Here is a 13,743-nt window from a genome sequence, read left to right on the forward strand (position 1 = left end):
TCAGTCGATGAAGACGCGCGCGTTGCGGAACATCCGCAGCCACGGGCTGTCCTGCTCGATCGGCCCGTCGGTCCACGACATCTGCACATTGCGCTGGACACGCTCGGGGTGCGGCATCATCGCGGTGAAGCGGCCGTCCGGCGTCGTGACCGCCGTCAGACCGTCGGGGGAGCCGTTCGGGTTCGTCGGGTACGTCTTCGCCACCTCTCCCGCGCCGTCGATGAAGCGCGCGGCCCGGTGCACGGACGCAAGGTCGCCACGCGCGGAGAAGTCGGCGAAGCCCTCGCCGTGCGCCACCGCGATCGGCAAGCGGCTGTCGGCCATCCCGTCGAAGAAGATCGACGGACTGTTGAGCACCTCGACCAGGGACAGGCGGGCTTCGTACTGCTCGGAGACGTTGCGGGTGAAGTGCGGCCACGCCTCGGCGCCAGGGATGAGGTCGGCCAGCGCGGCGAACATCTGGCAGCCGTTGCAGATGCCGAGGCCGAATGTGCCTGTGCGGTGGAAGAACTCGTGGAACTGGTCGGTCAGCCGGTTGTCGAACAGCACCGATCGTGCCCAGCCTTCACCGGCACCCAACGTGTCGCCGTAGGAGAAGCCGCCGCAGGCGACCAGACCGGTGTAGTCGGCGAGTGAAGTGCGACCCGTCTGCAGGTCGGTCATGTGGACGTCGTAGGTGTCGAAGCCGGCCTTGTCGAACGCGAACGCCGTCTCGACGTGGGAGTTGACGCCCTGCTCGCGCAGGATCGCGACCTTGGGACGCGTGCCGAGGTTGAGGTAAGGCGCAGCGATGTCATCGGCGGGGTCGAACGTCGGACTGACCTGCAGGCCAACGGAATCCGCGCCGAAGGCCGCGTGCTCCTCATCCGCCGACGCAGGGTTGTCGCGCAGCGCACTGATGCGCCACGACACCTCGTCCCAGGCCTGGGCCAGGTCGCGCAGCGGCTCGTCGATGACAGTCTCGCCGGCGATCTGGACGCGTACCTGGCGCTCGGTGGTCGGACCGCCGACGACGCTGGTGATGCTGTCGCCGAGACCGGCTGCCTCGAGGCGGTCGAGGATGTCCTCGAGGTGCTCGTCCGGCACCTCGATGAGCGCGCCGAGCTCTTCGGCGAACAGCTCGGACACCGAGCTCAGGCCGAGCAGCTCGACTCCGCAGCCGCCGGCGAACGCCATCTCGCACGCGGCCGCCCACAGGCCGCCGTCTGAACGGTCGTGATAGGCCGTGACGAGCCCGTCGGCGCGCAGCCCGTTGACGGCGTCGACCAGTCGTACGAGGTGGGCGGGCTCGTCGAGGTCGGGCACCTCACCGCCGAACTCGCCTGCCACCTGGGCGAGTACGGACCCACCGAGGCGGTTGCGCTCAGCACCGAGGTCGATCAGCAGGAGCGAGGTCTCGGGGCGGTCGCCACCGCCGCCGCGCAGCTGGGGGGTGAGAGTACGGCGTACATCAGGGAGCGAGGCGAAAGCTGAGACCACCAGCGACACCGGCGAAGTCACCTGTCGCGTCTCGCCATTGGCGTCCCACTTGGTGCGCATCGACAAGGAGTCCTTGCCGACCGGCACGCTGACCCCGAGGGCCGGACACAGCTCGAGCGCGACGGCACGCACGGTGTCGTAGAGCGCCGCGTCCTCGCCAGGCTCACCGCATGCGGCCATCCAGTTGCACGACAGCTTGACGCCGCGCAGCGTGATCGGCGCAGCGAGCAGGTTGGTGATCGCCTCGCCGACAGCCATCCGCCCGGAGGCGGGCCCGTCGACGGCGGCCAGCGGCATCCGTTCACCCGTCGCCATGGCTTGGCCCGCCAGCCCCGACAGGTCGGAGAGCGTGACCGCGACATCAGCGACCGGTACCTGCCACGGGCCGACCATCTGGTCGCGGTGCGACAGACCGCCGACCGTGCGGTCCGCGATGGTGATCAGGAATCGCTTGCTGGCGACGGTCGGGTGGCGCAGGACGGCGTACGCCGCCTCCCGGACGTTGAGGTCACTGGTGTCCAGTGCCGGGGCGGTCCGCTCGACGTGCGTGACGTCGCGCGTCATCCGCGGCGGCTTGCCCAGCAGCACCTCCATCGGCATGTCCACGGCACGCTCGCCGGTCGAGTAGCCCGGAGCCCTCGCGGCGTTGGTCGAGTAGCCCGGAGCCCCTGCGGCGTTGGTCGAGTAGCCCGGAGCCCCCGCGGCGTTGGTCGAGTAGCCCGGAGCGCTAGCGGAGGGCGTATCGAGACCTGGTGACGGCTGGGGAGACTCCGCGTCCGCGCCTGCGGTGGTCTCGATACGGCTCGCCCCTGGGGGCTCGCCTACTCGACCAGCGTTGGGGTCGAGCTCGCCTACTCGACCAGCGTTGGGGTCGAGCTCGCCTACTCGACCAGCGTCTTCGAGGACGAGGTGGCCGTCGGCCTTCGCGACGCCGACGACGGCGTACGGGCAACGTTCGCGATCGGCCAGCGCGGCGAAGCGAGACAGCGAATCAGGAGCAAGCGCAACGACATAGCGCTCCTGGCTCTCGTTGCACCAGATCTCCTTGGGCGCCAGGCCGGACTCCTCCAGCGGCACCGCCGACAGGTCGAACCGCGCGCCGAGCCCGGCGTCGTCGACCAGCTCGGGGAAGGCGTTCGACAGGCCGCCCGCGCCCACGTCGTGGATGGCCAGGACCGGGTTGTCGGAGCCCAGCGCCCAGCAGTGGTTGATGACTTCCTGTGCGCGGCGCTCGATCTCGGGGTTGCCCCGCTGCACGGAGTCGAAGTCGAGGTCGGCCGCGTTGGTGCCCGACGCCATGGACGAGGCCGCGCCACCACCCATCCCGATGCGCATGCCCGGTCCGCCGAGCTGGACGAGCAGCGTGCCGTCAGGAAAGCGGACCTTCGCGGTCTGCGAGGCGTCGATCGAGCCGAGCCCGCCGGCGCACATGATCGGCTTGTGGAAGCCGCGGCGTACGCCGTCGACGGTCTGCTCGTAGACCCGGAAGAACCCTCCCAGGCCCGGCCGCCCGAACTCGTTGTTGAACGCAGCCGCGCCGATCGGGCCGTCGAGCATGATGTCGAGCGGCGAGGCGATGTGGTCGGGCCGGCCGTAGGAGTCACGCTCCCACGGCTCGTCGGTGCCGGGCAGGTTCAGGTTGGAGACAGCGAACCCGGTCAGGCCGGCCTTCGGTGCCGAGCCGCGACCCGTCGCACCCTCGTCACGGATCTCGCCGCCGGCGCCGGTCGCGGCCCCGGGGAACGGGCTGATCGCCGTCGGGTGGTTGTGCGTCTCGACCTTCATCAGCACGTGCGCCTCGGTCTCGCGCGCGACGTAGCGCCCTGGCCCGTCGTGCGTGTCGGGCTCCCAGCGGGTGATCTGGCCGCCCTGCATGATCGAGGCGTTGTCGGTGTAGGCGACGACCGTGCCCTCGCCGGCGACCTTCTCGGTGTGCCGGATCATCCCGAACAGGCTGGACGTCTGCGGCTCGCCGTCGAGCACGAAGTCGGCGTTGAAGATCTTGTGCCGACAGTGCTCGGAGTTGGCCTGCGCGAACATCATCAGCTCGACGTCGGTCGGGTTGCGCTGCAGCCCCTGGAACGCCTCGACCAGATAGTCGATCTCGTCGTCCGACAACGCCAGGCCGTACGACTTGTCGGCCTCCTCGAGCGCCGCCCGTCCGCGGCCGAGCACGTCGACGTGCTCGAGCGGCTCCGGCGTGCGCTCGTCGAACAGCGCGGCCGCGTCCTCGCGGTGCGCCAGCACGCACTCCGTCATCCGGTCGTGCAGCAGCGTCGCGACGGCGCTGCGCTGGTCATCGTCGAGCAGCAGGTCGAGGCGGTGCACGACGTCGTACTCCGTGACGCGCTCGACCCGGTGCACCTCGACGCCACAGTTGTGCAGGATGTCGGTTGCCTTGGACGCCCAGGGCGAGACCGTGCCGAGCCGGGGGCCGACGACGAACGTGGTGGCGCTGCCGGGGACGGGCGGCGCCGGCTGGCCGTAGGTCAGCAGCTGGGTGACCCGCTCGGACGCCGCGTCGTCGAGGGCAGACTCCGACGCCACCCAGTGCACGTGCCGGGCCACGACATCGGTGACCTGCGGCGCGACGGCCTGCAGCCGCTCGACGAGCGCGCGGGTGCGGAAGGGAGAGAGTGCGGCGCCACCCTCGACGGTGGTCAGCACAGGCACGTGCGACGAGGACATGTCAGGGGTCTCCGGGGGTGGGAAGGGGGGGCTGGTGGAATCCCGGCGGGACCGCCCAAGGTTACCGAGCGGCGTACCCACGCCCGAATCGTGGATGGGTAGAACGACCCATGCGGCCGGCGTACGAGATGGGACTCGTGGCCGATGGCGTGTCCGAAACCGCTCCCTAGCGTCTCTTGTACGAGGACGAAGGGACGTGGACGTGATGGCCACACAGCACATCGAGACACTGATCATCGGCGCGGGGCAAGCCGGACTATCGACGGGTTACCACCTGCAGCGCCAGGGGCGGCCGTTCCTGATCATCGACGGCGGCGACCGAGTTGGTGACAACTGGCGCCACCAGTGGGACAGCCTCCGGCTCTACACGCCGGCGAAGTACGACGGCCTGCCCGGGCTGCCGTTCCCGGCGGACGACCCGTGGCACTTCCCGGGCAAGGACGAGGTCGGCGACTACCTGGAGGCGTACGCCCTCCGCTGGGATCTCCCGGTGCGGATGAGCACACGGGTCGACCGGCTCGCGTCGGACGGAGATGGCGGCTACGTCGCCTCTCTCGGCGCCGACACGATCACCTGCGACAACGTGGTCATCGCGACCGGGACGTTCGGTCGTACGCCGCTCGTGCCCGACTTCGCGAAGGACCTGGACGAGCGGATCGTGCAGCTGCACTCCAGCGAGTACCGCCGCCCCGAGCAGCTGCCCGCCGGTCCGGTCCTGGTCGTCGGCGGCTCGCACTCCGGGATGGACGTCGCCTACGAGGCGGGCGAGACGCACGAGACGATCCTGTGTGGACGCGAGTGCGGTCAGATCCCGGTCCCCTTCAGCTCACGTCGGGGGCGGCTGTTCCTGCCAGTGATGTTCTTCATGTTCAAGCATGTGCTCACCCGGCGAACTCCTATGGGGCGCAAGGCAATGCCGCACGTCCGCTTCCACGGTGGCCCGAGTCTGAGGGTCAAGAAGGCCGACCTCGAGGCGCGTGGTGTCGAGCGGGTCACCGACCGTGTCGTCGGCGTCGAGGGAGGGCGACCGCTGCTCGCCGGCGGACGAGTGGTCGATCCAGCAGCAGTGGTGTGGTGCACCGGTTTCACCCAGGTGTTCGACTGGATCGACCTGCCGATCCTCGGTGAGGACGGCTGGCCCGTGGAGTTCCGCGGGGTCTCGGACGCCTCACCGGGACTGTTCTTCTGCGGGCTGAGCTTCCAGTACGCGTTCGCCTCGATGGTCCTGCCCGGCGTCGGCCGGGACGCGGCGTACGTCGCGACACAGATCGGGCGGCGGGTACGGCGTACGACACCAGTTGCCGCCTAAGCCGAAAGGGCGCCGCGGACGGGCGCCGCCCGCCGTACGCTCGACACGGGAAGTGATGTGCGTGGGCACAGTCGACCACCTGCGGTGGGCACGCGAGGCCTACGAGCGACGCGACTGGATGGCGGCGTACGACGCGCTGTCGGACCTGGACCCGTCCGCTCTGCGAGGCGAGGACTTCGCGCGCCTGGCGATCGCCGCGCAGCTGGTCGGGCGGCGCAACGACGCCGTCCAGGCGATGCAGCGGTCCTATCGCATCCACCTCGACGCCGGCGATCATCCGGCGGCCGCGATGTCGGCGTTCTGGCTGGCCATGTCACTCAGCCAGGCGGGCGAACCGACGGTGGGCGCGGGGTGGCGGGCCAAGGGCGAGCGAGTGCTGGCCGGGGGCGACGACGTGGTCGAGCGCGGCTACCTCCTGTGCCACGAGGTCTTCAGCTGTATCCACGGTGGCGAGCACGCCCGAGCGCGTGAGCTCGCTGTCGACGTCGAGGCATACGGGAAGCGCTTCGACAACGCGGACCTGACGGCCATGAGCCTCAACTGCCGAGGTCGGCTCCAGCTGTACGCCGGTGACGTCGCCGCAGGTCTGCACCTCCTCGACGAGGCGATGGCGACGGTGACGTCGGGCGAGCTCAGCCCGATCTTCGCGGGCAACATCTACTGCTCGGTGGTCGAGGCGTGCCAGGAGATCTGCGATATCGGCCGGTTGTCGGACTGGACGCGGGTGCTCACCTCGTGGTGCGACACCCAGCCGGACCTGCTGCTGTTCACCGGGCAGTGCGCCGTGCACCGCGGTCAGATCATGCTGCTGCGGGGCGAGTGGGCAGCGGCGATCGAGGAGTTCGATCGCGCTGTCGGCCGCTACCTGCTCGTCGGTACGCCCACGCCGGCCGGTTCGGCGCTCGCGGAGCGGGCCGTCGTGCTCCAGCTGCAAGGTGATCTGGATGGTGCGCACGAGTCGTTCGCGCGGGCGAATTCCTATGGATACGAGTCGCAACCGGCGCAGGCGCTGCTCTGGCTCGACCAGGGACGGGTGGACGCTGCGGTGACGACCATCCGCCGCCTCCTGGAAGAGCCGCGAGACCCGGTCCACCGGGCGCAGCTCTTGGCAGGTGCCGTGGAGATCCTGCTGGCGGGGTCAGCGACCGATGAGGCAGCGGCCGTTGCGAGTGAACTTGCTTCGGTAGCAGCACGATTCGGCTTCACGGCACTCAAGGCGCGAGCGTCGTACGCCACCGCTCGAGTCAGCCTCGCCCGTGGCGACCCCGGAGCGGCCGTGAGCTGCCTCAAGGAGTCGGCGCACCGTTGGGCGGAGCTCGGTGCGGTGTACGAGGTCGCTCGCTGCCGAGTCGGGCTCGGCCAGGCGTACGTCGGCCTGGGCGACCACGACTCGGCAGCCGAGGAGCTGGCTATGGCGGAGTCGGCCTTCCGCGGTCTCGGCGCTCGGCCGGCCGAGCGAGCTGCCGCCCAGGTGCTGCGGCCGGTGTCGCCAGGTGGGTTGACCGCGCGCGAGATCGAGGTGCTGCAGCACGTGGCGTCCGGGCTGAGCAACGCCGAGATCGCTCGCTCATTGGTACTGAGCGAGAAGACCGTGGCCCGGCACCTGAGCAACATCTTCGCCAAGCTGGATGTGTCGACGCGGACCGCCGCGGCGGCGTACGCCTTTCGCCATCACCTCACCTGAGGAGCGGGACCGTGGCCTGCTTGATCCAGATGCCGGTGTGGAAGTCGCGGGCCAGGATGACGACCTTGGAGCGGTAGACCTCGACCTGCAGACCCTGGTTGAAGGGACCCGACACGGGCACCTCGCCACCCGCGCCGTTGTCGGTGTAGCCGGTCTGGATCGCGCCGGTGTTGATGACCGAGAAGCCGTCGGGGTTGGCCGTGCCGGGGACGACGCGGCGCACGCACCAGTCGTTGAGATGCAGGTCCCAGTGCGTGTGCCCGCAGAAGAAGAACACATCCTTGTGACGGCCGAGGATCGACAGCAGCCGATCGCTCTGGAGGTAGTCGCGCTCGTAGATCGTGCTGTAGGTGCCGGACACCGAGTGCGTCAGCGGATGGTGACTGACCACCATGACCGGCTTGCGGCGGCGCTCCCAGTACGCGAGTCGCTGGGTCAGCCAGGTGAGCTGGGCCTCGCTCATCCACACCTCGTCCCAGAGCGTCGAGTCGTGGTACTTCATGTACTTCTCAGTGCCGATGCTCAGCACGGGGATGCCACCGAACGAGTGCTCGGAGTAGATCGTGTTGCGTCCGGCGAAGTTGTAGAAGCTGCGGAACAGCGAGTCCTCGGTCGTCCCGTTCGGCCACGTCTCCTGCGCCAGCGTCTGCGGGTCCTTCCACTTCGGCACGTAGAACTCGTGGTTGCCGATCGACCAGGCGAGGGTTTTCGGGTGCGAGCGCTTGCCGAAAGCTGTTCGTACGGCTGCGTATTCGAAGTCGTAGCCGCGCGGCGTGATGTCGCCGGCGATGGCGAGGCCGGAGCTGCCCGGGTTGGTCGCGTTCATGTCCTGCAGGGCGACGTCGAGGTCGCCCATGTCGCCCTGGATGTCGCTGATGACGTTGAAGCGGGTCAGCGGACGCGCGCTGCCGGGGCGCGATGCGGCGGCGGGCGCGGTGCTCGACTCGGCGTGCGCAGCGGTCGGTACGACGGCCGCGGCTGCCGCTCCGGCGGCGCCGACCAGCAAGGTTCTGCGATCCATGAGACTCCCTCTCTGCGAAGTTGTCTATACAAATTCGCAGCCGGAGGTGTCCTGGCCGTGGCCGACAGTTGGCGGCTGGCCCAACGTCGTTCGCCGGCTGGGTGCTTTGGTCGGTCTCAGCCGGCCATTCCGTAGAGGCGCTCGACGTGGAGATGCAGCGGCAGACGGTGGTCATTGATCATGGCCTGGCGGAACTCGTCCCACTCGGGGTGCTCTCCGCTGATGGTGCGGTAGATGTCGACGAGCTCGTTGACGCTCGCATCGTCCGGACTTGTGCAGACAGGAAAGAGCTCGGCGCGTACCTCCGCGACGGCAAACTTCCAACGGCCGTCGCCCTGGATGAGCACGGTGGCACGCGCGTCGCGGCGCAGGTTGGCGACCTTGGCGCGAGAGTCGGTGACGGAGACCCGCAGCACATCGCGCTCTGCGTCGAAGGTGTAGCCGACGTTGGACAGCTGGGGCCGGCCGTCTTGCTTGATCGTGGCCAGTACTGCGAGGTCGCTGCCGGACAAGATGGTGCGCAAGGCTTCGTCGCTCATACCCCCATCGTCCCCTCCGCCGGTTGAGCCGGGCACCCGCCCTGGCGCGAGCCCGAGTCGAAACAGCGAATTCGCTCGCGACCGATGAGTTCGGGCAGCGACGCCGGTATGTACCCGTGAACCTCCCTCCAGGAAGGACACGGACATGTCGATGAACACCAACCAGCGCTGGGTGCTGGTCCTGACCTCGGTCGCCTCGCTGGCGATCATGCTGGACGCGTTGGTCGTGACGACCGCGCTCAACGCGATACGCCTCGACCTCAACGCCTCGATCGAGCAGCTCGAGTGGACGATCAACGCCTTCACGCTGCCGTTCGCGGTCCTGCTGATGGCGGCCGCCGCACTCGGTGACCGCTTCGGGCGCCGTCGTACGCTCGTCGCCGGCCTGGTCCTGTTCGGTGTGGCCAGCATCGGTTGCGCTCTCGCGCCGGGGATCGGCTGGTTGATCGTCGCCCGGGCCGTGCAGGGCGCAGGTGCCGCCGCGGTCGTACCGGTCTCGATGACGATGCTCGGAACGGCCTTTGGTCCGACCGAGCGAGGTCGTGCGCTGGGCTTGTTCGCGGCAATCACGGGGATCGCGACGCTGGCCGGACCGCTGCTCGGCGGAGCCGTCGTCGAAGGGGCGACCTGGCCGTGGATCTTCTGGCTGAACGCTCCGGTCGTCGCCGTCCTCATCCCGCTCGTCCTGACCAGGCTCGAGGAGAGCCGAGGTCCCGTACGCCGACTGGACCTGGTCGGCATCCTCCTGGTGAGCGGCGCCGCGTTCGGGCTGGTGTGGGGTCTGGTCGAGGGCAACTCGGCCGGCTGGACCAGCGCGGAGGTGCTCGGGGCCCTGGTCATCGGGGCAGTGCTGCTGGTGGCCTTCGTCGCCTGGGAGCGCCGGGTCGAGGAGCCCTTGATCCCGATGCAGCTCTTCGCATCGCGTGCGTTCTCAGCGGGCAACGCGGCCGGGTTTCTTTTGTTTGCAGGTGTTTTCAGTGGAGCATTCTTCTTCGCCCAGTTCATGCAGACTGTCATGCACTACGGCCCGCTGGGCACCGGCGTACGCCTGCTGCCTTGGACGGCAACCTTGTTCGTGGTCGCACCGATCGCCGGACGCCTGGTGAACCGGGTGGGCGAGCGACCGCTCGTCGCCGGTGGCCTTCTGCTCCAGGCGATCGGCCTCGGCTGGATCGCCGTCATCGCGTCGCCTGACATGTCGTACGTCGCCATGATCCCTCCCTTCATCGTTGCCGGCGTGGGGGTCTCGATGGCCATCCCTGCAGCACAGAGCGCAGTCCTCGGCGCCGTGCCGCCGGCAGCTGTGGGCGCCGCCTCCGGCACCTTCAACACGCTCCGTCAGCTGGGCGGATCCTTCGGAATCGCCATCCCTGCAACGGTATTCGCGGCGGCGGGTGATGTCGGCTCGGTGACGGAGTTCACTGACGGGTTCACGGCGGCGATCGCCACAGCTGCGGTCCTGACCCTCGTCGGTGCGGCCGCAGCGATGCTCATCCCCGCGCGTACCCGGTCCCGTCTGATTCCTGGACGGATCGGTCAGGTGGCCGGCGACGCGGCCGCGCCCGTCGGGTCCGCCCGATAGGTTCGTGACGTGGCTGATGTCACTGACCTCCAGGCTCGGATCGACGGATACCGACCCGAGCTCCTTGCGCACTGCTACCGCATGCTCGGCTCCATCCACGATGCCGAGGATCTGGTTCAGGAGACGATGCTGCGGGCGTGGCGGGCGGCCGACCGCTATGACGAGCAGCGCGCCTCGTTGCGGACGTGGCTCTACCGGATCGCGACCAACGCCTGCCTCACCGAGCTCGAGCGCCGCGGGCGACGGGAGCTGCCGTCCGGCATCGCGGGCCCGAGTCCGGAGCTGGTCGAGTTCCCGGAGATGCATGCTGAGGTTCCGTGGCTGGAGCCGATCCCGGACCGCCTGCTCGGGACGGCAGCGGACGATCCCGCCACGGTGGTGGCGGCACGCAACGGCATCCGGCTGGCGTTCGTCGCTGCGCTGCAACACCTGCCGGCCAAGCAGCGGGCGGTGCTTGTCCTGCGTGACGTGCTCGCCTGGTCAGCGGCTGAGGTCGCCGACCTCCTCGAGCTCAGCCCGGCTGCTGTCAACAGTGCGCTGCAGCGGGCCCGAGCGACGATAGACAAGGCGGATCTCGTGAGCGACGACCTGCCCGAACGCCTGGACACCGGACAGCAGGCACTGATCGAGCGCTATGTGACGACGTTCCGTGACTCCGACATGGACGGGCTCAGCCGAATCCTCCATGAGGACGTCGTGCTGGAGATGCCGCCGGCGCTCGTCTGGTTCGCCGGGCGTACGCGGACGCTGGAGTTCTTCGGTCTCAAGGTCGGGCCGGACGCCGACTTCTGGCGAGCGGTCCCGGTCGGCGCGAACGGTCAGCCGGCCGTCGCGTACTACCGACGTCACGACGACGGCCAGCACCATGCACACGCCGTGCACGTGCTGACCACGTCCGACGACCTGGTCTCTCGCATCACGGTTTTCGTCGACGCGTCGTTGTTCGCCCGCTTCGGCCTACCGCCCACCTACGAACGCAAGGACTGATTCACCATGCCGTTGCAGCTGCATCACGTCGTTGTCGACACCCACGACCTGCCGTCGCTTGCCGCGTTCTGGTCGGAGGTGCTGCACTGGCCCGTCCTGTCCGAGCGCGAGCGGGAGATCGTGATTGGTCCGTCTCCTGAGGCGCCGGTCGGGATGTGCTTCATGCCGGTCGAGGACGAGAAGGTCGTGAAGAACCGCTTGCACCTCGACCTGACCACCGAGGGCGCCGACCGCGACGCCGAGATCGAGCGGATCTTGGCGCTTGGCGCGCGGCGGATCGACGTCGGCCAGACCGGGCAGGAGTCGTGGGACGTGCTCGCTGACCCCGAGGGCAACGAGTTCTGCGTCGTCCGCCCCAAGACGACCCTCATCAGCTGACACTCCGCTGGTCGGGTAGCCGGAGCGGGTCTCGATACGGCTCGTTCCTCGCCTCCTCGACCGGCGGGAGCCTCACCCGAGCCAGGACGCGATCACCTGTACGAGTTGGTAGATCGCGAGCACGAGCAGCCCGATGATCACGAGGACGATCAGCGCACAGCCCAGGGCGACCTGCCACTCGTCGGCTGCATGCCCCTCGACCTCTCGCTGCACGGACTTGGGGAGCTCACGGAACTCTTCGCGCAGGCGCCCGAGCCGGTCAGCACTCACCGAGCCTTCGGTGTCAGCGTTCAGCGACCAGGAAGCCGCCCGGACGATCTCTCGGGCGTGCCCGCCCCGGGACAGCTCGAAGGCGCGGATCTCCTCGGGCGTCGCGTCCTCCAGGACGTAGCCCCATCGGCCCGCTTCCGCCAGATCGTGCCCGGCTCGGCACGCATCACGCAGTGCCCGCCGGACAGTGAAGTCGGTCGGGTACGCCACCCGCAGGCTTGAGAGGCGCCGACGAGCCAGCCCCACGTCACCTCGCGCGACGTCCGCTGCCGCGCGGGCCAAGGTGTCCTCAACAGCCATCACGACCTCCCTTGCCGCACTCTATTGCGACGAACGTCGCAATCTGAGGAGGCGGTCGAGTGGTCACTCCCCAGGCGCCGGCCGGCTCTGACACCTGAGGAGGCAGCCGAGTGGTCGCTCCTCAGATACTCGCGTGCGAGCTCGTCCGTTCCGCCGCAGGCTCAACCGGCGGGCGGGCCTGTTTAGCGAAGGCGCCAGCGGCCGGGATCGGGTGGTTCGGGGGAAGGCTCACCGACCGCGTCAAAGGGCTTCGCCGCGCGGATCAGGCGATTCAGCTCGCCCTGTCCGCGTACGCCAGTGGGGAAGTCCGCGCGCGCCGAACGCCGCTGCAGCTCGCCGACGTCGAAGGTCGAACGAGCAGCAACCAGAACGACATTCCCGAATCGCTTGCCTTTGAGCACCTCATTCAGCCCGACCAACGCCTGCGCCGGCAGATGAGGCGCCAGCGTGGCGGCAACGCGACCGATGTAGCGAAGACCCGGTTCATCGGCCAGGTTCATCAGCAGCAACCCCTCCGGCCGCAGCACCCGCCCGACCTCAGCCGCAAACACAGCAGAGGTGACGCTCGCCGGGACCCGGCCCTCGTCGTACGCATCGAGCACGATCACGTCCGCGCTCGAGTCTTTAAGTGCTGCAACGCCACTCGCGCCATCCGTCGGCCGGACGCGGATCCGGTGACCGCGGGGGAGAGGCAGCTCCCGGCGTACGAGATCGGTCAGCTCGGCGTCCGGCTCCAGCACGATCTGCGCCGAACCCGGCCGAGTGTGCTCGATATAGCGCGCGAGCGTCAGGCCCGCGCCGCCGACGTGTGTCACGCCAATTCGCCCAGGCGTCAACGCATCCAGCGCCAGTGCGAGGTGCTGGACATACTCGAACACCAGTAGTCCGGGGTCGTCGAGCTGCACGTACGACTGTGGGTGCCCATCACGGACGACCGTCACGCCACCGCGCTCGTCGCGGACCAGCTCCAGGCTCACTGGCCCGCCACTCGCCAGACGCCGACGACGACGCCGTACTCGGCCTCGCGCTTGTTCGCCGGCTGCAGGTCGTTGACCACGCGGTCGAGGTGTTCGGACAGGGCGGCAGCCTGAGCGGCAGTCAACTTGAGGTGCCGATGGTTCAGCAGGTGATTGTCGTCGGGCGGGATCTCTTCGCCCATCGTTGCCAGCATGGCCTTGGTCGCCGCGCCGCCATCCCCGGTGCTGAACCGCAGCCGCCGGGCGACTCTTACGTAGTACTGCTCGGTCCCGCCGCGTACCGTCCGGGTCCGGTCCTTGCGCGCCAGCCCGGCCTCGACGAGCACGCCGAGGTGGTGAGCGACGTTGCCCTTGTTGGTCTTCAGTCGGTTCGACAGCTGGCTGATCGTGGCGCCCTCGTCACCGAAGGAGCTAAGGATCCGGTGCCGCAACGGATGCGACAGCGCGCGCATCTGGGCCGGCGAGGTGGCGTCGAGAGCGTCCGTGGGCTCGGTGTCCATGAGTCAAGCGTCAAGAGAAGTTGTCGCTT

General features: G+C 68.9%; 11 protein-coding genes. 5 read left to right on the forward strand and 6 right to left on the reverse strand.

Annotated features, from left to right (window positions below; translation table 11 throughout):
* Positions 1–4,167: a phosphoribosylformylglycinamidine synthase gene (gene purL, locus VV02_RS06310; protein ID WP_052590495.1), complete on the reverse strand. Its 4,167-nt coding sequence runs from the start codon at positions 4,165–4,167 to the stop codon at positions 1–3.
* Positions 4,168–4,372: 205 nt separating this feature from the next.
* Here purL and VV02_RS06315 point away from each other — a divergent pair, with 205 nt between their 5' ends.
* Entirely contained in the window at positions 4,373–5,476 is a 1,104-nt protein-coding gene (locus VV02_RS06315; RefSeq protein WP_052596612.1) for a flavin-containing monooxygenase, read from the forward strand.
* A 61-nt stretch (positions 5,477–5,537) separates the two neighbouring features.
* Complete coding sequence (locus VV02_RS06320) at positions 5,538–7,160, forward strand: helix-turn-helix transcriptional regulator (RefSeq protein ID WP_052596615.1); 1,623 nt, start codon at positions 5,538–5,540, stop codon at positions 7,158–7,160.
* Here the strand turns inward: VV02_RS06320 and VV02_RS06325 are convergent.
* Both VV02_RS06325 and VV02_RS06330 read right to left on the reverse strand, forming a co-directional pair.
* Positions 7,153–8,181, reverse strand: a complete 1,029-nt coding sequence (locus VV02_RS06325) for a DUF4073 domain-containing protein (RefSeq protein WP_052590496.1) — start codon at positions 8,179–8,181, stop codon at positions 7,153–7,155. The genes VV02_RS06320 and VV02_RS06325 overlap by 8 nt on opposite strands.
* A gap of 116 nt (positions 8,182–8,297) precedes the next feature.
* Positions 8,298–8,720, reverse strand: a complete 423-nt coding sequence (locus VV02_RS06330) for a PPOX class F420-dependent oxidoreductase (protein WP_052590497.1) — start codon at positions 8,718–8,720, stop codon at positions 8,298–8,300.
* Positions 8,721–8,865: 145 nt separating this feature from the next.
* On the opposite strand from VV02_RS06330, the gene VV02_RS06335 reads away from it, so the two are divergent.
* Genes VV02_RS06335 through VV02_RS06345 form a run of 3 tightly spaced genes read left to right on the forward strand, consistent with a single transcriptional unit; the run spans position 8,866 to position 11,667 of the window.
* Positions 8,866–10,302 carry a DHA2 family efflux MFS transporter permease subunit gene (locus tag VV02_RS06335; protein WP_218917359.1) on the forward strand — a complete coding sequence of 479 codons (1,437 nt, stop codon included), beginning with the start codon at positions 8,866–8,868 and terminating at the stop codon, positions 10,300–10,302.
* 9 nt (positions 10,303–10,311) lie between these two features.
* Positions 10,312–11,289: a sigma-70 family RNA polymerase sigma factor gene (locus tag VV02_RS06340; RefSeq protein WP_052590498.1), complete on the forward strand. Its 978-nt coding sequence runs from the start codon at positions 10,312–10,314 to the stop codon at positions 11,287–11,289.
* Positions 11,290–11,295: 6 nt separating this feature from the next.
* Positions 11,296–11,667 (forward strand): VOC family protein, encoded by a 372-nt coding sequence (locus VV02_RS06345; RefSeq protein WP_052590499.1) that lies wholly within the window; start codon positions 11,296–11,298, stop codon positions 11,665–11,667.
* A gap of 72 nt (positions 11,668–11,739) precedes the next feature.
* Here the strand turns inward: VV02_RS06345 and VV02_RS06350 are convergent, their stop codons facing one another.
* The 3 genes from VV02_RS06350 to VV02_RS06360 all read right to left on the reverse strand — a co-directional run bounded on the left by VV02_RS06350 (position 11,740) and on the right by VV02_RS06360 (position 13,714).
* Positions 11,740–12,237: a DUF6584 family protein gene (locus VV02_RS06350; protein ID WP_052590500.1), complete on the reverse strand. Its 498-nt coding sequence runs from the start codon at positions 12,235–12,237 to the stop codon at positions 11,740–11,742.
* A 182-nt stretch (positions 12,238–12,419) separates the two neighbouring features.
* On the reverse strand, positions 12,420–13,214 hold the full coding sequence (locus VV02_RS06355; protein ID WP_342667822.1) for a spermidine synthase: 795 nt from the start codon (positions 13,212–13,214) through the stop codon (positions 12,420–12,422).
* Complete coding sequence (locus tag VV02_RS06360; protein WP_052590501.1) at positions 13,211–13,714, reverse strand: ArsR/SmtB family transcription factor; 504 nt, start codon at positions 13,712–13,714, stop codon at positions 13,211–13,213. Before VV02_RS06360 ends, VV02_RS06355 begins: the two co-directional genes overlap by 4 nt.
* Positions 13,715–13,743 lie beyond the last annotated feature (29 nt).

Origin of the sequence: Luteipulveratus mongoliensis (genome assembly GCF_001190945.1) — a bacterium.
GTDB lineage: Bacteria > Actinomycetota > Actinomycetes > Actinomycetales > Dermatophilaceae > Luteipulveratus > Luteipulveratus mongoliensis.

Excerpts from the sequence above, each read along its gene's own strand:
- VV02_RS06325 (WP_052590496.1), bottom strand. The coding sequence starts at position 8,181 with ATGGATCGCAGAACCTTGCTGGTCGGCGCCGCCGGAGCGGCAGCCGCG.
- VV02_RS06315 (WP_052596612.1), top strand. The coding sequence starts at position 4,373 with ATGGCCACACAGCACATCGAGACACTGATCATCGGCGCGGGGCAAGCC.
- VV02_RS06345 (WP_052590499.1), top strand. The coding sequence starts at position 11,296 with ATGCCGTTGCAGCTGCATCACGTCGTTGTCGACACCCACGACCTGCCG.
- VV02_RS06350 (WP_052590500.1), bottom strand. The coding sequence starts at position 12,237 with ATGGCTGTTGAGGACACCTTGGCCCGCGCGGCAGCGGACGTCGCGCGA.
- VV02_RS06330 (WP_052590497.1), bottom strand. The coding sequence starts at position 8,720 with ATGAGCGACGAAGCCTTGCGCACCATCTTGTCCGGCAGCGACCTCGCA.
- VV02_RS06335 (WP_218917359.1), top strand. The coding sequence starts at position 8,866 with ATGTCGATGAACACCAACCAGCGCTGGGTGCTGGTCCTGACCTCGGTC.
- VV02_RS06360 (WP_052590501.1), bottom strand. The coding sequence starts at position 13,714 with ATGGACACCGAGCCCACGGACGCTCTCGACGCCACCTCGCCGGCCCAG.
- purL (WP_052590495.1), bottom strand. The coding sequence starts at position 4,167 with ATGTCCTCGTCGCACGTGCCTGTGCTGACCACCGTCGAGGGTGGCGCC.